Origin of the sequence: Hymenobacter cellulosivorans, assembly GCF_022919135.1 — a bacterium.
In the GTDB taxonomy this organism is placed as follows: domain Bacteria; phylum Bacteroidota; class Bacteroidia; order Cytophagales; family Hymenobacteraceae; genus Hymenobacter; species Hymenobacter cellulosivorans.
Genome location: NZ_CP095049.1, coordinates 4,451,044 through 4,470,738 on the forward strand (window position 1 = coordinate 4,451,044; position 19,695 = coordinate 4,470,738).

The window sequence follows — 19,695 nt, forward strand, 5'->3', positions numbered from 1 at the left end:
TCTTATGCCTATTTCTACCGACGAATTACTCTTCCACGAAGTCGCCCTGACGTTATTCCCCGGCATCGGGCCGCAGCTGACGCGGCAGCTGATGAGCTACGGGGGCTCGGCTAAAAACGTGCTGATGCTGCCCCCGGGCAAGCTGCGCAAGATTCCCGGCGTGGGCCCCACTACCGTGGCCACGCTAACGGGCGCAGAACGAACCGCCGCTCTGAAAAAAGCCGAGGACGCGCTGCGCAAGGCCGAAAAGGACGGCGTGCAGCTCTTATTCTACACCAGCCGGCAGTACCCGAGCCGGCTCAAAACTATTCCCGACGCGCCCGTGCTGCTCTATTATCAGGGCACGGCCGATTTGAACCAGCCCAAAACCATCGGCATCGTGGGCACGCGCAAGGCCACCGACTACGGCCGGGAGCAAACCGAGAAACTGGTGCAGGGCCTGGTGCCCCACCGCCCCCTGGTGATTAGCGGCCTGGCCTACGGCATCGATATCGCCGCCCACCGCGCCGCCTTGCAGGAAGGCCTGGAAACCGTGGGCGTGATGGCGACGGGCCTGGATGTGCTCTACCCGGCGGCCCATCGCAAAACGGCCGAGAAGATGCTGACCCAGGGCGGTTTGCTTACCGAGTTTGCCTTTGGCACCCAGCCAGACCGCTACAACTTCCCGGCCCGCAACCGCATCATTGCCGGCTTGTCTGACGGCACCGTGGTAGTGGAAGCGGCCAGGAAGGGCGGGGCGCTGATAACGGCCGAAATTGCCCTGAGCTACAACAAGGACGTGCTGGCCGTGCCCGGCAACCTGGGCAGTGAGGCCTCCGAGGGCTGCAACGACCTGATCAAAGCCAACAAAGCCGCCCTCTATGGCGAGCCGGCCGATTTGGAGCAGCTCCTGAACTGGGACGCGGCCCTGCACCAGACTGGCAAGTTTAAGCCCACGCCCACCTACGACCCGGCCGACTTCACCGCCGAGGAATATCAGCTGCTGGAAGTGTTGCTCGTCAGCAAGGAGGAGCAGATGGATAACCTGAGCTGGAAAGCCCAGTTGCCGGTAAATCAAGTGGCCACGCTGCTGCTGGGCCTGGAGTTCCGGGGCGTGGTGAAGGCCTTACCGGGCAAGAAATTCGTGCTGGTATAACCCTTTCTTTCCACCCTACCCTCCCTCTATGAACAAACTCTCGTTACTCATCACTGGCTTTGTCCTTTCTAGTAGCATCTGCCAGCAGGCCGGGGCCCAGCAGCTCGACGCGGGCTTTTCGGCCGGCTCTATCTATGCGCCCAGCCACGTCTACTCGGCCGTGGAGCAGGCAAATGGTAAGCGCCTCGTAACCGGCAGCTTCACCCGCGCCAATGGCAGCGCCGTGCCCCACCTTGTCCGCTTCAATGCTGATGGCTCGGTCGATGCGGCCTTCCAGCAACACCTGGGCGCCTCCACCGGCGCCTACCGCCTCATTCCGCTCAGCAACGGGCAGCTCTACCTCACCTCGGTGCTATCCGGTGCGCCCGTCGTAGCAGGTGGCATCAGCCGCATGGAGCCTCTGCGCCTGAACGCCGACGGTACCGCCGATGCCTCCTTCCATGTGGGCTCCGGAGCCGAAATGCCCAATGACTACGGTTTCGTGAATGATGCCGTGCTGCTGCCCGATGGCAAAACGATGGTGGTGGGCTACTTCGATACATTTAACGGGGTGCCGGCGCCCGGCATCGTGCGGCTGACGGCTACCGGCTCGGTAGACAACACCTTTCAGGCCGGGCTCGGGGTAAACCACAAGGAAATTGCCCGTGTTGTGGCTCTGCCCGGCGGCAAGCTCCTTATTGGCGGCGACTTCACCTCCTATAATGGAAATCCCTGCCATGGCATAGCCCGCCTGAATGCCGATGGCAGCTTCGATGCGACCTTTACCCAGGCATTGAACCCCACCAGTGCTACCCGCCACATTGTGGTGCAGCCCGACGGGAAGCTGCTGCTGGCCGGCGACGAATTTATTGGTTCCGGAGCATCCTCGCTGGTGCGACTGCTTGCCAATGGCACGCCCGATGCCAGCTTCGCCACGCCGCCTGACCTGCCGCTGGGCACCCTTTACTCTTACTCGGGCAATGCCATTGAGCTACAACCCGATGGCAAAATCCTGTTCATCAGCTTCAATGCCCAACCGAACACGAGTATTTCCGGCGTGGGCCGCCTGAATGCCGACGGCTCCTATGATTCATCGTTCCGCATCGGAACCGGCCCGAATAATAAGCCCGACTTTCTGACCCTGCTCAGCAGCGGCCAGGTGCTGGTAGGTGGCGACATTACTGCTTTCAGCGGCACCCTGAACCGGGGCCTGGTGCAGCTCACCAGCACCGGAGCCCTGGCCCCCACCTTTGCGCCGGTACTGCAGCACACGGGCACTGTGCAGGCCATGCTTCGCCAGGCCGATGGCAAGCTGGTGGTGGGCGGTAACTTTTCGGAAATAAATGGGCAACCGGCCCAGCGCCTGGCCCGCCTCACGGCCAGCGGCAGCCTGGATGCCACCTTTAGCAGTGCTACTACCGGCCTTAATGGCACCGTGGTAGCCCTGGCCCAGCAGCCTGATGGGCGCTTGCTGGCCGCTACGGAAGAAGAAGTGCGCCGCTATCAGCCTACTGGTCAGAGCGACGCCAGCCTGAATGCTCCGGATTTTGGATTCAGCCGCCTTCGGCGCCTGGTTCTGCAGCCCGACGGCCGCATTCTGCTCGCCGGGGGTGGTATAGTGGCCAATGGCACTTCCCTGGCTGCCGACCTTATCCGGCTAACCGCAGACGGCGCCCTGGACAATTCCTTTACTCCGCCAACCACCGGGGCCGGGCGGTTTTCTTCGGTGCAGAGCCTGGCCCTGCAGCCCGACGGGAAGCTGCTCGTAGCCGGGTCTTACTATCCCACCAGCACATATTCCATCCGAACGGTAGCCCGCCTGACTGCTTCCGGGGCCGTGGATCCGAGCTTCACTGGTGAAGAGTTTGAAAGCCCGGCCAATGAGGATACCCGTTTCAACAGTCTGGTGGTGCAGCCCGACGGGAAAGTAGTGGTTGGGGGCGCATTTAGTACCTATGGCACCATGGCCCGCGCCAATGTAGCCCGACTGAACACCGATGGGACGCTCGATTCAGGCTTTACCCCACCCGTAACCAGCGGCGAAGTGCATTCTGTGCTGGTTCAGCCCAATAACCGGGTGCTGCTAGGCGGCCTGTTTGCCGGGGCCGGGTTGCCTGCCAATCTGGCCCGACTGCTGCCCGACGGCCGGGCAGACGCATCCTTCGGCACAACGGCGACACCCGACAGCACCGTCCACACTGTACTCGTACAGCCCGACGGAGGCTTGGTGGTCGGCGGCACTTTTACGGCTATTGGCACGCAAAGCCGCTTGTCTCTGGCCCGCATTACGGCTCCCAACGTGCTGCACGTGGCCTCCCAGGCCGTAGCCGACCGCACCCAGGCCTGGCCCGTACCGGCCCATTCTACCTTGCACGTTGCCACCGACCCAAGTGCCCAGGCTACATTTCTGGATTTGCTTGACGTGCTGGGCCGCCCGGTGCTGCATCAGGCGCTACGCTCCGGGGCTGCTACCACCAGCTTGGCCCTGCCAACGCTGCCGGCGGGCACCTACCTGCTACGCGTGACCTACAAAGAAGGCGCCGTGGTGCGCCGCATTCAGGTCCAGTAATCTGCCGCGGCATTCAGTTACAAAAAAAGACGAATCAAATGGTTCGTCTTTTTTTGTAACTGAATGCCGCAGGTTCGGGCCTACCTTGCGGCGTATGCTGCTCTACAACGACAACCTCCAGCCCACGGCCCCATTAGCTTGGCCAAACCGCGGGCTAGCCTTCAGTGACGGGTTTTTCGAAACGATGGTTTTTGCCGGCGGCCGGCTGCGCTACGCCGCCCTGCACGCGGCCCGTATGCAACAGGCCGCCGCTGCGCTATACCTGGAACTGCCCCCACCCCTGGCCTCGGCAACAGCGCTGGAAAACACGCTGCACCGGCTGCTACAGGCACAAAACCTCCCAACAGAAGCCCGCCTACGGGTGCAGCTTTGGCGCGCTGGCGGGGGCCGGTATACGCCGCCGACAGACTCAGTGGAGTGGCTGGCCACAGCCGAAGCCTTGACGCTAGATAACTCCCTGATTCAGCAGGCCGATTTCGCGGAGGAAACTCAGACTATCTATTCCCCGCTAAGCTTTTGCAAAGGTCCGCAGGCCTGGCTCTACGTGCGCGCCGCCCACGAGCGGCAGCAACGCGGCCTCGACGAAATTATCCTGACGGATGCTGCCGGGCACGTGGCCGAAGCCGGGGCCGCAGCCGTCTTCTGGCTCCGAAACGAGACTCTATACACGCCGGCCCTAACCACGGGCTGCGTGGCGGGTGTACGCCGCCAGCACCTGCTGGCCGTAGCGCGGCAGCACCACATACCCTACGTGGAAGGCTTGTTTACCAGGGCAGAGCTACACGCAGCGGAGGCGGTATTTGTGGCCAATGTGGCCGCTATCCGGCCGGTGCTCAGGCTGGGCACCACGAGCTTTAAGCTTGGGCACCCGCTACTGGAACAGCTCCTGCACGGGGAGCAGTAGGCTAAGCCGCTCTAGCGGTTTGATGAGGGGCTACTGCAACGCAGCCGCAGCCAGCTTTCCTCGAATTCAACCAGGTCGGCTTCCGTGACGTTGTTCACGCGCAGGATTTCGGTACGATCCTGCTCATCACAGCCCTCTAGGGCGTAAAGAGCAATCCAAGCGCGGTGCTTACGGGAAAGCGCAGGTGATTCGAGAGGAGACACTGGAGAACTAGGCACTACAAAGGGAGAGTTTGAACCGCGGATACTTACGCAAGCTACGCTGTTTTGGATTTTATATATACAATTGAACTCTTTCTAAACGAAAGCCCAGCCGTAAAATTCCCTAAGTATTAGAAATTTCCAAAAAGCATTTACTATGCCGTCCTAACGTATAGAGGCCGTGAAGGTTACAATACCGGCATAAAAGACTGTATATGTAGCTATATGCTCTAAAAATCTACAACTGAAGGTATAACCTAGCTTGCCTGCCCACGATTAAATACAAATTGTTTTAAAAATTATATCTTCTCTGACTACTACCTTTGCACTAGCTCAGTACTGCAGCATTCGGCCAAGTATCCAGACCAGCAGCAGCAGCAGCGGCAGCATAATTACTACGGCCGCCACATACTGAGCCCCCTGAATGGTGTAGTGGTAGCCAGCACGGTGCAGCGCTGTCACACTGTGCTGCTGCCACACCTGGCTTGGTCTGGCAGAATGGCGCTGAAGCCAGCTCAAGCCCAGCCACCCGATGACCACCAGCGGACCATAAAAAAGCAGCTTGACCAGCCCACCCAGCAAGCTCCAAAAAGCCTGTCCCAGGGCATCACCCAGCATATCAGCCAGCCATTCCAGCATAGCTTACACTGCTACAGGCGCTTTGATGGCGGGGTGCGGGTCGTAGTTTTCCAACTCGAAGTCTTCGTATTGGAAGCCAAAGATGTCCTTTACGGCGGGGTTTAGGCGCATCTGGGGCAGGGGGCGCGGCTCCCGCGTGAGTTGCAGCCGGGCTTGCTCCAGGTGGTTGGAATACAGGTGGGTGTCGCCGCCGGTCCAGATGAATTCGCCGGGCTGCAGGCCGGTCACCTGGGCCATCATGAGCGTGAGCAGGGCGTAAGAGGCAATGTTGAAGGGCACGCCCAGGAAGACGTCGGCGGAGCGCTGGTAGAGCTGGCAGCTGAGCTTGCCGTCGGCCACGTAGAATTGGAACAGGGCGTGGCAGGGCATCAAATGCATCTGGTCGAGTTCGGCCACGTTCCAGGCTGATACCAGGATGCGGCGCGAATCGGGTGAGGTAGTGAGCTGGCGCACGACTTCCGAAATCTGGTCGATGTGGGAGCCGTCGGGCCGGGGCCAGTTGCGCCACTGCTTGCCGTACACGGGGCCCAGGTCGCCGTTTTCGTCGGCCCACTCATCCCAGATTTTTACCCCGTTGTCGGTCAAGTACTTAATATTGGTATCACCCTGCAAAAACCACAGCAACTCGTGGATAATGCTTTTCAGGTGCACCTTTTTAGTCGTCACCAGCGGAAAGCCCTGTTGCAGGTCGAAGCGCATCTGGTGGCCGAAAATGCTGAGCGTACCGGTGCCGGTGCGGTCGGTTTTCTGGGTGCCGTGGTCGAGGATGTGCTGGACGAGGTCGAGGTACTGCTGCATGGCGCGAAAGTACGAACCTCGCCGGTATTCTCGTCAGGATTTGCGGGCCGCAGGCAGCAGCGCTACCTGGGTCGACACCGCTTGCCATCGGCCATTGAGCTTCACAAACACGTCGGTATAGCGCAGGCGCAGCGCAAAAGGCTGGCCCAGCCAGGTGCCGGTTTGCAGAAACCAGCCGGTCAGAATCACGGTATTCTTGCCGTACTGTCGCACCCGCACGTCCTGGCTTTGGAAGGGGTTGATAACCGAATTGGGGTTGCTTACGGCCCGCAGCATGGTTTTCTTATCGTTCACGCTGCCATCGGCGGCAATATGCAGGAAATCAGAAGCCAGCAGGCCGCTAATAAAGGCTGTATCACGGCTGACGATGGCCTCGTTCCAGCGGTGCTCCAGCTGCAACACCTGCTGGGCCACTTTGGGGTCGGGTGGCCGGGGCGCACCGCGCTGGGCAAAGGCGGCGGGCAGGATAAGCAGGCTAAAGAGAAAAACCAGGATGGAGCGCATGAGAATCGGGTGGGCTAAAAATCAGCAGGACAACGTCTTTGCCAGATGAAGGAGCAGAGTGGGTAATAACGAAAAAGCCGCCCTTGTGGGCAGCTTGCTCTTCTTATCGGTGCTACTACGGCAAGCTTAGGTCGCCTTAATTATTGCGGGTAAACTGCTCAATAATGGCCTGCAGCTGCGGAAACTCTTGAGTCAGAGCGTCGCGCTCGGCCAGCTCGAAGTCCCGAAAATCGAAGCCCGGGGCCACGGTGCAGCTCACCAGCGCAAAGCCGGTTTCGCCTTTCACCCGGGCTCCAAACCAGGTCTGGGCCGGAATGACGGCCTGAGGTAACTGGCCCTGGGCAAGGTCGTTGCCCAACTCGATAGTAACCAGCTGGCCCTGCTCAACAAGCACGATTTCCAGGGCCTGCCCCTGGTGAAAAAACCAGAGCTCATCCGACTGAATCCGGTGCAAATGAGACTTGTCGGCACCTTCCAGCAAGTAATAAATAGCCGTGCTGACGTTGCGGGCCGCGCCTTGCTCGGTCGTGATACTGGTAGCGGCCCGGTAGGTTTCCTTGTAATAGCCTCCTTCCGGGTGCGGCAGCAACTGCAGCTTCTCGATGATGGGTTGAACGCTCATAGGGCAGGCAAGCTCGGGATTCTCAATGGGTAACTCATCGGTTGACGAGTCAATTGCTTTAGGCGATAAGTCTGACCATAGCAAAATCGTCGGTTGGTTTGAGCCCATAAAGATGCTCCAGCTTCTTCAATTTCAAGCTAAGCATTTCTTTGCTATCGGCATTCTCTTTATCGACGAGCAAAAAATCAATAGGATTTATTTTATCCACTGCAACTGCTTTTTTAACGGGCGCGAACATAAATATCCCATCCGTAGCAATGCTAACATCCTGCAGCGTAGTAAATACTATCTTCTGAGGCTGACTATCGTACCACACATCGAAGTTATCCTGTAAATGAAAGCCAAGGTAATCTGGTTTGTTGTCCTGATCAAATTCGGTAACCCTGCCATTAATGCTCACCAATCCATCACCGATTACCAAGACAATTCCCTGCTCAGTTTTTCGGTCAAAAAGCATAATAATCAATGTAGTCAACAATTCATTGCGCTCAAGCATGAGCTGCTCTTTTGCAAGGTTCAGCTCGTTGAACAAACTGGCTACCACAGACTTTAGGTATATATCTATGTTGTTTGCCGTATCGGGCTGATATAATTCCTGATACCCCCTTTCTTTGGCAATCTTGCGCAGAATCTTACCAACTAAGGTAGAGACAAAGTAACTATCCGTTGCCATTGTACAGCCATCCATTACGGCGCACAAGATCTTATCGGACCCGATATCCCCTACAAATACATAATCTTCGCAATGGTTCGTGTGGTATTCCCCTATTTGTAAAGCAGAGTATATTTTCATTTAAGCAAAGGTATATTTTATCTTCGACAGGGCTAAATAGCATAGGGTAGCAGAAGAAGTTTTTGCTTTCAAATAATCCAAGAGTTGAAAATTCAGATTAAATACAAAACAAAAAAAAGCCGCCTTCTCAGGCGGCTTTTTTTAAACAAACTCAAGAAGCGTCTTACAGCGACTTAGCAACCGGCGTCACGGCGGCGGGGGTATTCTCGGCGGGCTTTACCGAAGCCGTTTTACCGCCTTTTTTCATGCAGCAGCTGGCCGTGCCTTTCTCGGCCATGGAGCAGGATTTCGCGCTTTTCTTGCCTTTCTTGTCGTCTTTGCCCTCGTGGGCGGAAGCGGTACCGACAAAGGCCAGCAGGGTCAGGGCGAGCAGGACGTTTTTCATGGGTAGATATCTTAAGAAGTGAGGAAACAAAAGCCGGCGGGGCGTGGTTGGCTCCCTGGTGCCTCTAAAGTACAAAAGCGGCGGCATAGTTCGACGCTGCCGGAGGCTGCTTTTTTGTCTGTTTGCCCCGGCCCGCTGCCGGGGCCCTAGCTCCCCGAATGCCGCTTCGCAAACTCAGTTACCTTACCCTGCTGTTGCTGTCTCTGCTGACGGCCGTCAGCATCTATTTCGTGGCTCAGCTGCGGTTCAACTACAATTTCAACGACTTCTACCCGGCTGGCGACCCGGACCTGGCCTACTACGAGCAGTACTCGGCCCGCTTCGGCAACGACAACGACTATGTGCTGCTGGGCCTGGAAGCGCCGCCGGGCCGCTCGGTGTTTGAGCCGCAGTTCCTAACCAAAGTCGATTCGCTGACGCGCTTTATTCAGCAGCGGCGGCACGTGGTGCACGTTACCTCCCCGACCAACGCTACCAACCCCGTGGTAGAAGGCTTTGGCGTGTTCAACGTGCCCTACCTGCACCCCGCTGAACCCGCCCGCCGCGCCCAGGACTCGACGCTGATCTACCGCACGCCGGGCCTGGTCGACAACCTGATTGCGCGCGATGCCCGGTCGGTGACCCTCCTGTTTCAGACTACGCCCAACCTGAGCAAGCCGCCCGGCGACTCCCTGCTGGCAGCCGTGCGCACGGAGTTAGCCCGCCAGGGCATTGCTGACGAGCAGTACCACCTGGCCGGCAAAATGGTGGCCCAGTCGGTGTTCGTCGACCGGCTGCAGTGGGAGCTGGTCGTGTTTATGAGCTTATCGGTAGTGCTGGTCACGGTGCTGCTCTGGTTTACGTTCCGGACCTGGTGGGGCGTGGTCTTGCCGCTGGTGGTAGTGCTGGGCGCCATTATCTGGGGCCTGGGCCTGATGAGTGCCTGCGGGGTCAGCATCGATTTGATGACGGCGTTGCTGCCCATCATGCTCTTCGTAGTGGGCATGTCCGATACGATTCACATCATCACGCGCTATAGCACCGAGCTGGGCTACGGGGCCAGCAAGAAGGATTCGTTGCTGATTGCGCTGAAGGAGTCGGGCTTCGGCTCGGGCTTGTCGGCCCTGACGACCAGCATCGGCTTCTTCACCCTGATGACCAGCACCATCCGGCCGATTTACAACTTCGGCCTCTTTACCGGCATTGCCGTGCTGCTCACGTTTATCTTGTCGTTTACGCTGCTGCCGGCCATGCTCGTGCTCCTGCGCAAGCCCCAGCTGCGGGTGCCGCGGGCGGAAGGCCACAGCTGGGACGGCGTGCTGGGCCGGATGTTCCGCACCGTCTTGGCTCACCGGCGGCTGGTAGTCGGCCTGAGCGCCCTGATTCTGATTGGGTCGGTGGCCTCGGCTTCCCGCATCCGCATCAACTCGGCTCTGCTGGATGATTTGTCGAAAAACGACCCAGTGAAGCTGGATTTCGCCTTTTTTGAGAAGAACTTCGCCGGCGTGCGGCCCTTTGAGCTGGCCCTGGACCCGGCGCCTGGGCGCACCATCTATGACTTGCAGGTGCTGCGCGAAACCGAGGAAATCGAGCAGTACTTGCAGAAAACCTACGGCCTGAACTTCGTGGCCTCGCCCGTGACCCTCATCAAATCGGTGCGCAAAGCCCTGAATGGCGGCCTGCTCGAAGAGTACCGCCTGCCGGCTTCCGAAACAGAGCTGGCCGGGCTGGTGCGCAAGGTGAAGCTGTTTCGCAAGAAGCCCGAGTTTCGGGCCCTGGTGCTGCCCGACGCCTCCGAGGGCCGCCTTACCGGCCGCATGCCCGACGTGGGCAGCATCCGGGCCGACGCCCTGAATGCCGATTTGCGCCGGTTTCTGCAACAGAATATTGACCCGAAGATCCTGCAAACCCGCCTGACGGGCTCGGCCAACCTGATTGACAAAAACAACGAAAACCTCACGCTCAACATGATTACGGGCATGAGCATCGACATTGTGATGGTCACGCTCATCGTGCTGCTGCTCTTCCGCAGCCTGCGCATGACCATCGTGGTGCTGATTCCCAACCTGGTCCCGATTCTGATTGTGGCCGGCGTCATGGGCCTGGCCGGCGTGAGTATGAAAGTCAGCACCAGCATCATCTTCACCATTGCCTTCGGTATTGCCGTCGACGACACGATTCACTTCATCAGCAAGCTCAAGCTCACCCTGTTGCAGGAGCCCAGTTTGTTTAAAGCCGTGCGCAAGACCTACCTGATGGCCGGCAAGGCGGTTATCGTGACTTCCCTGATTCTGGTCGGCGGCTTCAGCACGCTTATCTTCTCCTCTTTCGACGGCACGTTCTACGTGGGCCTGCTCATCGGCCTGACCCTGCTCTTCGGCGTAGTGGCCGAGCTGACCTTGCTGCCCATCCTCATCCTGTATTTCTACAAGCACAAGCCCAAGGAAATCCGCCAGCCCGTGCCCATGCTCACGGAATAGGGTTTACGGTGCAACTTATCAGTCCTTGCGGGGAGGCCCGACGAAGCCATCCGTCCTCTGAAAGGTACCGAGCCTTCTCAAGTGAAAAGCCCTTTATTCCAGTTGGAGTAAAGGGCTTTCTGGTAAAAGGCTGTGCCTACCTGCGCAGAGGACGGATTGCCCCCGCTTGATGCGTGGAATGTCATTCTTCCTCGCGATGACAACGCGCAAGGGCTTTTCGAGGCAAGACTACAGGTTGGCTACGATTAGGTTCCTTTGTGACTCCAAGCGTCAGCTTATCCTCTAGTCTATGGCCTTTATCCGACTGCCCCACTCCTTTGCCAAGCGCCGAATGCTGTATACCGGAGGCCGTTTTTTGTACGGCGTTTTGGGCTTTGTGCTGGTGGTGCTAGTGTTTCGGTGGATGATGGGCGACGACCGGGTGCAGGTCACTACCGCTACGGCCCTGTCCGGCCGGGTCACCAAGTGTGATGTAAACCGCCAGCACTATTACTGGTACCTCGACGACAAGCCCGTGCGCTACGACCTCTGGTCCTTCACGGCCGGCGACTCAGCCACCCAGCGGATGCAGGACCAGATTCTGGCCCGGAACAAGGATAATATCTATTACTACAACACGCTGGCGTACTACATCAAAAAGGGGGATGAGCTGCAAAAAGCCGCCAATTCTCCCCTCTTGACCCTGCGGCGCGGCAACCAGCTGACCACCTGGACCTGCGCCCCGGATACGGCCAAGTAAAGCGACTGATCCGGCCGCTGTCAAGCCGTGCCCTTGCGGTTCGGCGGGGGTGAAATTCGCGGGTGACCCGGTTTTTTCTCCCACCTTGCATGGCCCGCGGCCCCTGCCGACTACTTGTTGCTTACCAATGGCCGGGGGCCACGTATTACAGCTCCTACCACCTTTCTGCCCTATGACGATTCGCTTGCTTGCCCTCCTACTGTTTGTCAGCCTGACCACCCACGCCCAAACTCCGGAAACGGCTCCCGCCACCGCCCAGCCTGACCCCTTAACGCCCTTGATTAAGGAGCGGGAAACGCTGATCCGCCAGTACGAAGAGGCTAACGCCCAGCGCAATGCCTTTCTGGCTAACAAACCCTCCAAAAAAGACTTGGAGGAAGTCGTGGACGCCCTAAAAGGCATTGTCCGCAAGGACACCGAAATTGTGAAGGCCCTGAAGGAATCCTCTATTCGGCGCACGGCAACCATCGTGGCCGAGAAGACCCAGGCCGAGCGCCAGGCCACCGTAGCCCGCGGCGACCAGTCGATGACCCGGGAGCGGTTTTACGATCTGGAAAACCAGATTCAGAACCTGCAAATTCGGGACAAGCAGCGCGAGAAAAAGCTGCTGGATGCCCAAGCCGCCGCTACCGAAGCCGAGGAAGCCCGCACGAGCCGGGAGCTGATTGCCGCTGGCCTGGCCGGGCTGAGCATTCTGCTGCTGTGGTACATTTTCAAGCTGCGCGGCCAAGCACGCCCCGCCCGCCGCCCGGCCCGGCGGTAGAACGGGCCCTGTTTTCGTTCCGAACGTCTTGTCTCGCTTGGGCTCGACATGACGTTCTTTTGCTCTTTGCCTACCCTAACACCATGCTCATTCCGGCCGCCCACTACCTGACTTACGCGGAGGCGGTGCAGCTCTATAACGAGCTGCTGGCGCTGGAAATAAATGCCTTGGTCAAAACCTGCGGGCCTCCCTCCTTTCCCTTCGGCGACGGAATCTGGTACCAATTGCTTATCGAGGAAACCGACGCGGCGGCGGCCCGGGAAACGGTAGAGCAGTTTGAGGCCGGACGGGCTGCGGTGGCCGTGCTGCGCTGCCCCCGCTGCGGCAGCCCCGACACCGGGCCGCTGGCGAGGCGCAGCCTCTGGCAACGCCTCTACTACGCCGGCACGACGCTGTACGGCTGCGCCGACTGCGGCCGAAATTTCGCTGCCTAATCATTCTATTCCTCTCTAGTGTAGAATCTTACCTATAATCAACCAGAGTAAACCAAGACTTTTAGGGCGTTGGGTAGTTATTGAAACACGGTAATTGTCCGGATTATCCGTCTATTTCCTTCGAACAACTTCTTTCAACCCTCTCAATGGCTGACCACACCACTTCTGCCCCCGCTAAAACCTTCGCCCTCGGTGGCGACCTGACCGTTAACCGCATGGGCTATGGCGCCATGCGCATCACCGGCGACGGTATCTGGGGCCCACCCCAGGACCACGCCGAATCCATCCGGGTGCTGCAGCGCGCCGTCGAGCTGGGCATCAACTTCATCGACACGGCCGACAGCTACGGTCCCAACGTGTCGGAGGAGCTGATTGCCGAGGCCTTGCACCCCTACGCATCGGGCCTGATTATCGGCACCAAGGGCGGCCTGCTACGCACCGGCCCCAACCAGTGGCCTATCGACTCCAGCCCCGAGCACCTCAAGGAGGCCCTGGAAGGCAGCCTGCAGCGCCTCAAACTAGATAAAATTGACCTCTACCAGCTGCACCGCGTCGACCCGAACGTGCCGTTTGAGAAAACCCTGGAATTCCTGCAACAGGCCCAGGAAGACGGTCTGATCAAGCACATTGGCTTGTCGGAAGTGACCGTGGAGCAGATTCAGCAGGCCCAGCAGTACGTGAAAGTGGTGTCGGTGCAGAATATGTACAGCGTCGACAACCGCAAGTGGGAAGCCGAGCTGGAATTCTGCGAGCAAAACGGTCTGGCCTTTATTCCGTGGTACCCACTGGCCGGCGGCAACGAGCAGGCCCTGAGCAAGCTCACCCAGATTGGCGAGAAGCACGGCGTAAGCAAGCAGCAAGTGGCCCTGAGCTGGCTGCTGCACCGCTCGCCCAACATCCTGCTCATTCCGGGCACCTCCAAAGTGAAGCACCTGGAGGAAAACGTGAAGGCGGCCGACGTGCAGCTCTCAGCCGAGGACATGGCCGAGCTCGACAACTTCGGCAGCTAACAGCGGCCAATACAGGCTTATCCGGCGGCGTAAGCCAACCCTAGCCCCATTCCGGCCCGTAGGAAGTGCTCCAGTAGTGCTTCCTACGGGTCGGATTTCTTTTGCCGCTACCCGGCTGGAAGCACCTATCCGCTTTTTTTATCTGCTTGTTATGATGCCTTCTTTTCTTAGCCTCGGCCTGGCCCTGGCCGCCACGCTGGCGGCTCACGGAGTGAGTGCCCAACCGGCCGCTCCGGCCCCGAAATACGTCAAGACCCCGACGGGCTTTCTGCTGGTACTGCGGCAGGGCGACAACGTGCTGCAGGAATTGGAGCAGCTGGCCACGCGGGAAAAAATTCCTGGGGCCAGCCTTACCGGCCTGGGCTTCGTGCATCCCACCTTCGGGTTTTGGAACCAGCAAACGAAAACCTACGACCCCAAATCCTTCCGCGACACGGAGCTGGCCAGCCTTACCGGCAGCATTGCCTGGAAAGACAACAAGCCGGCCCTGCACCTGCACGGCGTAGTTACCGACAAAGCCTTCGCGGCCTACGGCGGCCATATCCTGGCCCTGGAAGTGAGCACCGGCTCGGTCGAAGTGACCGTGACGGTGCACCCGCAGCGGCTGATCCGGGAAGTCGACGAGCGGAACGGGGCAACGGTGATGAGCTGGTAAGCAGCGCTGTCAGCTCATTTTGCGTAGAAACCAGCTAGCTCTTTTATTCTACTAGCCCCCTTCACCATGCCGTCACGCCCCGACTTACAGCGCTTCGTATCTGCTCAAGCCTCCGACTACGCCACGGCGCTGGCCGAAATCAAGGCCGGGCGCAAGCGTAGCCACTGGATGTGGTACATTTTTCCCCAAATCCAGGGCTTGGGCTTTAGCGAAACCTCGCGCTTTTACGCCATTCAGGACCGGACCGAAGCTGCGGCCTACCTGGCGCACCCAATGCTAGGCCCGCGCCTGGTCGAAATTAGCCGGGCCTTGCTGGAGCTGCCGGGCTCCGACGCCACCCGCATCTTCGGCAGCCCCGACGACGTGAAGCTCAAGTCCAGCATGACGCTCTTCGCCGCCCTCGACCATGCCGACCCGGTTTTTCAGCAGGTACTGGCTACGTTTTTCGGCGGTACCCCGGATTCCAAAACCCTGCAGTTGCTGGGCCCGGCTTAGCGGCCGGCCACCGCGCGGCGCCGCCACAGCAGCCAGCTTCCCACTGCTGCCACGGCCAAGGCCGCCGCTATTGCCGCCACGGGTTTGGCCTGCGTTGGGGCCGGCTGCCGGGCATGCTGGGCAATATCCTCGTCGCGGAACAGTTGGCGACGCAGGGTGGCCAGAATCAGGCGGGCGGCTTCGGCGGGCTGGTCCCACTGCGGGAAGTGGCCGCAGTTTGCAAACCAGTACAGGCGGGCATCGGGAAATTTGGCCAACGCTCGCTCGGCCTGCTCGGGCAAGCACACCCGGTCTTGCCGGCCCCAGCCGATAACGAGCGGGGCGGTAATACTGCCGGCCGGGGCTGGCGGTTGCACCTGGCCGTGGGCCAGGGCATCGAGCAGTTCGTCGAAAACCGGCGTGTGGGCCATTGAGTACATTTCGTTCTGGGCGTGCTCGGCGGCCAGGGCCCAGGGCCGGGCCGAAAACTGGGGCAGCAGGGCCGTGCGGCCCAGGGCCGAGTCCATCAGGGCGGGCATAATGGGCTGCAGGGCCGTCACCAGCTGTTGCGAAACGGCCACCGAATGGTAGAAAAACGGCACCTCCCACCCGGCCCAGAACCCGCCCGGGTCCAGGGACACGACGGCCCCGAGTACGCCCCCGCGCCGGGCCAGCTCCAGCACCAGCCGGGCCCCCATCGAGCTACCGACGGCGTCGATACCCAGCAGGTTGTGCTCGGTCAGGAAGTCAGTCAGCGCATCGGCCAGGGTGGCAATAGTGTGCGGACCAGCTAAAGGCGGCGAGGCCCCGTGGCCGGGCAAGTCGACGGCCACAACGTCGTGTTCGGCGGCCAGCGCGTGCAGGATGGGGTTCCAGGAGCGCCAGCTCCCGCCGATACCGTGAACCAAAAGAAGAGCTGGGCCGGAACCTTGCCGGATGTAGTGCAGTGCCATAGCTGGGCGCGGAAAAACGCCCGGCGGAGGCGGCGGGCGGTGGAGAAGGAGCGCATAAGCGCATACGCCCCCGCTTCGGCAGAGTTAGCCGGCCTTCCCCAACTATTGGGCGTAGCTTTGCTGCTTACCCCGGCCGCGCCCCATGCAAACCACCTTTCCCTTCAAGATTTTCGCCCTGCCCGCCGACATGCGCGTGGAGGATTTCCAGTTCGGTATCACCGCTAACGTAGAGGCCGACCCGGCCCTGGAAGGCCACTTCTACCTGTTCGAGAAGCACGGCTACGGCGGCGGGGGCACCAGCTGGGAAGAGCACATCCTGACCATTCTGGAAGAGGAAGCGCCCGACCTGCTGGAGCACATCGAAGGCTTCTCCACGGAGGCCAACCTGCTGCTCTACGCCGACTCGGAAGCGGCCGTGCGCGAGTTCGTGCGCCTGATCCAGCCCATCTTCGCCGATTTGGGCAGCCTGAATAAGTACCTGAGCCAAACCGATTCAAGCGACTTTTTCGCGTAAAAGAAGGGCGTGGCACTATTCTTCTGTTAGAAATTCCCCCTTCCTCTACCAGGCTACGCTGCTTTTCGTGCTTGCCTCCTGTGCCCGGTTAGCCCCCAGTGAGGAAACAAGAGCAGAGCTCAGCCAAAAGCAGCTTGGGGTAGTTAGTCAGGAAAAGACCTTGGTAGGCAGGGCGCTGATCATAAAGGGTGTCGACCCCATTACTCAGCCGGTCGTCATTGGGGCCGGCAATCCGGATGGACGCTACGAACTTGATCTGCTTGATGGGAAGGCCTTGCGCCAAGGTGGACTGCGGCAAATCCAGGGGAGCGGGGGCAGTAGTACCCTTTAAAAAATAAAGTAGAAGGTACGCCTCAGCTGTAGTATCTTCTACTTTATTTTTTAAAGGGTACTCCATTGTGTTATGGGTCGTATTACGCCACCAACATCCTTTTCTTCCAGCCGTGCTGCTACCGTGCGCGAGTGGTTTGCCCTCACCCAAGCCGATTTGGCTAGCTGGCTCGAGGTCACTGCCCGCCACGTAGAAGCAGTAGAAGCCGGCCGCCGCCAGTTTTCGCCCGCCGTGGAGCGTCGCCTAAGTCAGCTCGCGGATATGTGGATGACAACCCGCCTGCTCGGCCCTGATGGGCAGCCTCGGTCGGAGGCCTTGCCACTGCCGCCCCCCTTGCCTCCACCGCCCCCACCCGCCTATCAGGTGGCTGACGAAGCCTCGGAGCTACGCCGACGACAGAGGCGCTGTGAGCACCTGGCCTATAACCTGCGCTACCAGCTCGAAAACATCGCCTTGCAGGATGCCGCGCTGCTGCGCCGCCGCCAGGGGTTGGCTGTGCTGCGCCAAGCCCTGGCTACGCCTGGTTCCGTCTTCGACCCCGGCTTCGTGCCGGCCGAGGCCGAAAAGTGGCTTGAGCGCCTTGAAGCTGCCACGGCCGCTGTGCCCCGCCCCGGCCCCCTGGCCCGGGCCCACCTGGTGCTGCGCGAGCGGCTGCTACGGGAGGAGGCCGAAGAGCTGGAGAAGCTGCTGACTGCGGAAACCACTTCGGCAGGGTGAAAACGGCTTTCTCCGGCGCTTTAGGGGAAAGCCTCTATATTGGCTGCGGGGAGCACGACTCAGGACAACCGCTTGCTTGCCGAAAGACAATGAAAGTTTTTGCGTGGATACTTGGGGCTAGCCTGCTGCTGGCCCTGCCATTTCAGAGTGCGGCCCAGACCCGGAAACGGACCCGGGGGCGAGCCCGGATTCAGAAGACCGTGCCGGCAGCCAAAGCGGCAGTGGCCCCGGCCCTGGTGTACCAGGCCGCCTACCAGCACATTCTGCGCAGCCCGGAGTTTGAGGAATACCGCCAGCCCTGCGTGGCCGTCTTCGACAGCCTCGTGTTTCAGGACTATGTGACCTTTAGCGAGGCTCTGCGTACCGAGCTGAATTTTCCCAAAGACCACCCCCAGGTGCAGTTGCTCGACTCGCTTTTTCGCATGGATGAGCGGGCCGACCATAAGCCGTTTTACTCCCCCCTGGCGGCCAAGCTGACGGCCACTTCTGGTACCCAAAAAGGCTGTACGGTTATCCTGTTTTCCCGCCTGAGCCAGAATACGCTGCTGGCCGAGGTCAGCCTCAACGAGGAAGGCGGTGCCCGGGTGCGGGATATTGTGTCGCCGCTGAATAAGACCCTGCGCTACTTGCTGCTTTTCAGCCCCGATGGCAAAGTGAAGCGGTACTATACCAGGGTGCTCAACAATAATTGAGCAAAGACAGAACCTCTTGCTGCGGTAGTGCGGGCCGGCGTCGGGCTTCCCGCACGACTTGCCGACAATGGGCCGCCGGCTACTGGGCCGCGCCCACGGCCTCGGCGGCGGGGGCTGGCCGGGGGTGGCTGTAGGTGCGGGCCAGCTGCTTCAGGTAGCGCATGGCCGCCGCCGAAAAGACGTAGGGCTTGGCTTTGTCCTTTTTGGCCGCTTTCTGATACAGCTGCACAAAGGCAAACCGGTCGTCGATGGTGGCCAACATTTGCTTGGTGTAGCCATTTCGCTCGATAACGGAAGCCATGTAGAAGCCCGGCACATGGCCGTTGGACCCCCAGGAGAGCTGGCGGTAAAACTTCAGGCTGGCTCCGGCCCCGCCCCGGGCCTGGGATTGCAGCACCGAGTCCATGCGTTGCAAAAAGGTGGGGGCCGGGTCCAGGCCCCAGGCTCGGATTCCCTGGGGGTCGCCCGGAAGCGCAACTTCCCACTTTTTGTCAATCAGATCGGGAATACCCTCCCCTTGCACGCGGAGCAGAATGCCCAGCAGACCTTCATCGGCAGCAGCAATGGTGCCTAGGTCGCTACCCTGATTGAGCTGGTGGTGCATTTCGTGGCCTTCCAGGATGCCGGGCTTGATGGCGTGAGCATCCACGGCCGACCGCAGGCTGTAGAAAATGCCTTCGTGCTGCGAAGTGGCGTCATTGCCCATGGCCACATAATAGATTTTCAAATCGGCAACCCGGGTCTGGTAGCGCTTGGGCAGGTAGGCGTAGGCGTTGGTGTACATCAGGTCCACAGCGGCCGGGCTGGCCGCCACCTGGCTGATGAAGGCTTTGTATTCCTGCTCGCGCTGCTTGTAGTCGTTTACTAGCACGTAGTACCAGGACTTTGCCCGAATCTTGGCCTGCCGCAGCGAGTCGTGGCGGGGCATGTACACCACTTCGATAGCGCGGCGGTAGGCAGCCAGGTCGCGGGCCGAGAAGACGTTCTTCACGTAGACTTTGTTGCCGGGCAGTTCCAGAAAGTCCTGCCAGGCCTGGTCGGTCAGGGGCTGGTCCTGCCGCAGCTCGTTGGTGATTTCCCAGTAGCGGTTCACCGCGTCGACGTTGATGGTTTGGGCCGAGACGGGCGCTAGGTTTAGCGCAGAGACCAGCAGAAGTAAGAGGTAGTGGTAAGCTACACGCATAAAAGAAAGAGGTAAAAGAAGGATAAAGAGGTAAAAGAAGGATGGTACCCAATAAATCATCTGTCGGGAGACAGGCAGCAAAGCGAAGGTATCAGTTTGCCGCCTGCAGACAAGGCCCTGCCGTGCTTAGCTCCGTATCCTTACTGGGGCGCAGGCTGAGCTTGGCAAGCCGGCAACTGCTCGGATTCAAAAAACTCCCCGACCTTCGGCCACCATTTTGCCGTTTCCGTTGTTATAGCGGAC

22 protein-coding genes are annotated in these 19,695 nt (G+C 59.8%); 13 read left to right on the forward strand and 9 right to left on the reverse strand.

Annotation, left to right across the window (positions count from 1 at the left end):
- The first annotated feature begins 4 nt into the window (after positions 1 to 4).
- The 3 genes from dprA (at position 5) to MUN80_RS18880 (ending at position 4,587) form a co-directional block, all read left to right on the forward strand.
- The gene (dprA, locus tag MUN80_RS18870) at positions 5 to 1,135 is read left to right on the forward strand and encodes a DNA-processing protein DprA (RefSeq protein ID WP_244715211.1); all 1,131 of its coding nucleotides are present in this window, start codon (positions 5 to 7) and stop codon (positions 1,133 to 1,135) included.
- 28 nt (positions 1,136 to 1,163) lie between these two features.
- Positions 1,164 to 3,683 (forward strand): T9SS type A sorting domain-containing protein, encoded by a 2,520-nt coding sequence (locus MUN80_RS18875; protein WP_244715213.1) that lies wholly within the window; start codon positions 1,164 to 1,166, stop codon positions 3,681 to 3,683.
- Between the two features lie 94 nt (positions 3,684 to 3,777).
- Positions 3,778 to 4,587 (forward strand): aminotransferase class IV, encoded by an 810-nt coding sequence (locus MUN80_RS18880; protein WP_244715215.1) that lies wholly within the window; start codon positions 3,778 to 3,780, stop codon positions 4,585 to 4,587.
- A 533-nt stretch (positions 4,588 to 5,120) separates the two neighbouring features.
- Here the strand turns inward: MUN80_RS18880 and MUN80_RS18885 are convergent.
- The 6 genes from MUN80_RS18885 to MUN80_RS18910 form a co-directional block, all read right to left on the reverse strand.
- The gene (locus MUN80_RS18885; protein ID WP_244715217.1) at positions 5,121 to 5,426 is read right to left on the reverse strand and encodes a hypothetical protein; all 306 of its coding nucleotides are present in this window, start codon (positions 5,424 to 5,426) and stop codon (positions 5,121 to 5,123) included.
- Positions 5,427 to 5,429: 3 nt separating this feature from the next.
- Positions 5,430 to 6,224, reverse strand: coding sequence for a thymidylate synthase (locus MUN80_RS18890; RefSeq protein WP_244715219.1), 795 nt, complete (start codon positions 6,222 to 6,224; stop codon positions 5,430 to 5,432).
- A 33-nt stretch (positions 6,225 to 6,257) separates the two neighbouring features.
- Positions 6,258 to 6,728 carry a nuclear transport factor 2 family protein gene (locus tag MUN80_RS18895; RefSeq protein ID WP_244715221.1) on the reverse strand — a complete coding sequence of 157 codons (471 nt, stop codon included), beginning with the start codon at positions 6,726 to 6,728 and terminating at the stop codon, positions 6,258 to 6,260.
- 136 nt (positions 6,729 to 6,864) lie between these two features.
- Positions 6,865 to 7,350: a cupin domain-containing protein gene (locus MUN80_RS18900; protein ID WP_244715223.1), complete on the reverse strand. Its 486-nt coding sequence runs from the start codon at positions 7,348 to 7,350 to the stop codon at positions 6,865 to 6,867.
- 58 nt (positions 7,351 to 7,408) lie between these two features.
- Positions 7,409 to 8,143: a protein phosphatase 2C domain-containing protein gene (locus tag MUN80_RS18905; RefSeq protein WP_244715225.1), complete on the reverse strand. Its 735-nt coding sequence runs from the start codon at positions 8,141 to 8,143 to the stop codon at positions 7,409 to 7,411.
- Positions 8,144 to 8,306: 163 nt separating this feature from the next.
- Positions 8,307 to 8,528 (reverse strand): hypothetical protein, encoded by a 222-nt coding sequence (locus MUN80_RS18910; RefSeq protein WP_244715227.1) that lies wholly within the window; start codon positions 8,526 to 8,528, stop codon positions 8,307 to 8,309.
- A 158-nt stretch (positions 8,529 to 8,686) separates the two neighbouring features.
- On the opposite strand from MUN80_RS18910, the gene MUN80_RS18915 reads away from it, so the two are divergent.
- The 7 genes from MUN80_RS18915 to MUN80_RS18945 all read left to right on the forward strand — a co-directional run bounded on the left by MUN80_RS18915 (position 8,687) and on the right by MUN80_RS18945 (position 15,083).
- On the forward strand, positions 8,687 to 10,987 hold the full coding sequence (locus tag MUN80_RS18915; RefSeq protein ID WP_244715229.1) for an efflux RND transporter permease subunit: 2,301 nt from the start codon (positions 8,687 to 8,689) through the stop codon (positions 10,985 to 10,987).
- Positions 10,988 to 11,276: 289 nt separating this feature from the next.
- Positions 11,277 to 11,726, forward strand: coding sequence for a hypothetical protein (locus tag MUN80_RS18920; protein ID WP_244715231.1), 450 nt, complete (start codon positions 11,277 to 11,279; stop codon positions 11,724 to 11,726).
- Between the two features lie 172 nt (positions 11,727 to 11,898).
- Positions 11,899 to 12,489, forward strand: a complete 591-nt coding sequence (locus MUN80_RS18925; RefSeq protein WP_244715233.1) for a hypothetical protein — start codon at positions 11,899 to 11,901, stop codon at positions 12,487 to 12,489.
- Positions 12,490 to 12,572: 83 nt separating this feature from the next.
- Positions 12,573 to 12,923, forward strand: coding sequence for a hypothetical protein (locus tag MUN80_RS18930; protein WP_244715235.1), 351 nt, complete (start codon positions 12,573 to 12,575; stop codon positions 12,921 to 12,923).
- A 146-nt stretch (positions 12,924 to 13,069) separates the two neighbouring features.
- Entirely contained in the window at positions 13,070 to 13,933 is an 864-nt protein-coding gene (locus MUN80_RS18935; RefSeq protein WP_244715237.1) for an aldo/keto reductase, read from the forward strand.
- Positions 13,934 to 14,084: 151 nt separating this feature from the next.
- Positions 14,085 to 14,588 carry a PPC domain-containing DNA-binding protein gene (locus tag MUN80_RS18940; RefSeq protein WP_244715239.1) on the forward strand — a complete coding sequence of 168 codons (504 nt, stop codon included), beginning with the start codon at positions 14,085 to 14,087 and terminating at the stop codon, positions 14,586 to 14,588.
- A gap of 66 nt (positions 14,589 to 14,654) precedes the next feature.
- Positions 14,655 to 15,083 (forward strand): DUF1810 domain-containing protein, encoded by a 429-nt coding sequence (locus MUN80_RS18945; protein ID WP_244715241.1) that lies wholly within the window; start codon positions 14,655 to 14,657, stop codon positions 15,081 to 15,083.
- On the opposite strand, the gene MUN80_RS18950 is transcribed toward MUN80_RS18945, so the two are convergent.
- Positions 15,080 to 16,015, reverse strand: a complete 936-nt coding sequence (locus MUN80_RS18950) for an alpha/beta fold hydrolase (RefSeq protein WP_244715243.1) — start codon at positions 16,013 to 16,015, stop codon at positions 15,080 to 15,082. The two genes, MUN80_RS18945 and MUN80_RS18950, sit on opposite strands and share 4 nt — an antisense overlap.
- Before the next feature lie 142 nt (positions 16,016 to 16,157).
- Between MUN80_RS18950 and MUN80_RS18955 the strand changes: the two genes are divergently transcribed.
- A complete protein-coding gene (locus MUN80_RS18955; protein WP_244715245.1) occupies positions 16,158 to 16,529 on the forward strand; it encodes an Imm51 family immunity protein in 372 nt (123 codons plus the stop codon).
- 88 nt (positions 16,530 to 16,617) lie between these two features.
- Here the strand turns inward: MUN80_RS18955 and MUN80_RS18960 are convergent, their stop codons facing one another.
- Positions 16,618 to 16,812, reverse strand: coding sequence for a hypothetical protein (locus MUN80_RS18960; protein ID WP_244715247.1), 195 nt, complete (start codon positions 16,810 to 16,812; stop codon positions 16,618 to 16,620).
- Between the two features lie 120 nt (positions 16,813 to 16,932).
- Between MUN80_RS18960 and MUN80_RS18965 the strand changes: the two genes are divergently transcribed.
- Positions 16,933 to 17,577 (forward strand): hypothetical protein, encoded by a 645-nt coding sequence (locus MUN80_RS18965; protein WP_244715249.1) that lies wholly within the window; start codon positions 16,933 to 16,935, stop codon positions 17,575 to 17,577.
- Between the two features lie 89 nt (positions 17,578 to 17,666).
- Positions 17,667 to 18,269: a hypothetical protein gene (locus tag MUN80_RS18970; RefSeq protein ID WP_244715251.1), complete on the forward strand. Its 603-nt coding sequence runs from the start codon at positions 17,667 to 17,669 to the stop codon at positions 18,267 to 18,269.
- Between the two features lie 79 nt (positions 18,270 to 18,348).
- Here MUN80_RS18970 and MUN80_RS18975 read toward each other — a convergent pair whose 3' ends face one another.
- Positions 18,349 to 19,452, reverse strand: coding sequence for a DUF5700 domain-containing putative Zn-dependent protease (locus tag MUN80_RS18975; RefSeq protein WP_244715253.1), 1,104 nt, complete (start codon positions 19,450 to 19,452; stop codon positions 18,349 to 18,351).
- Positions 19,453 to 19,695 lie beyond the last annotated feature (243 nt).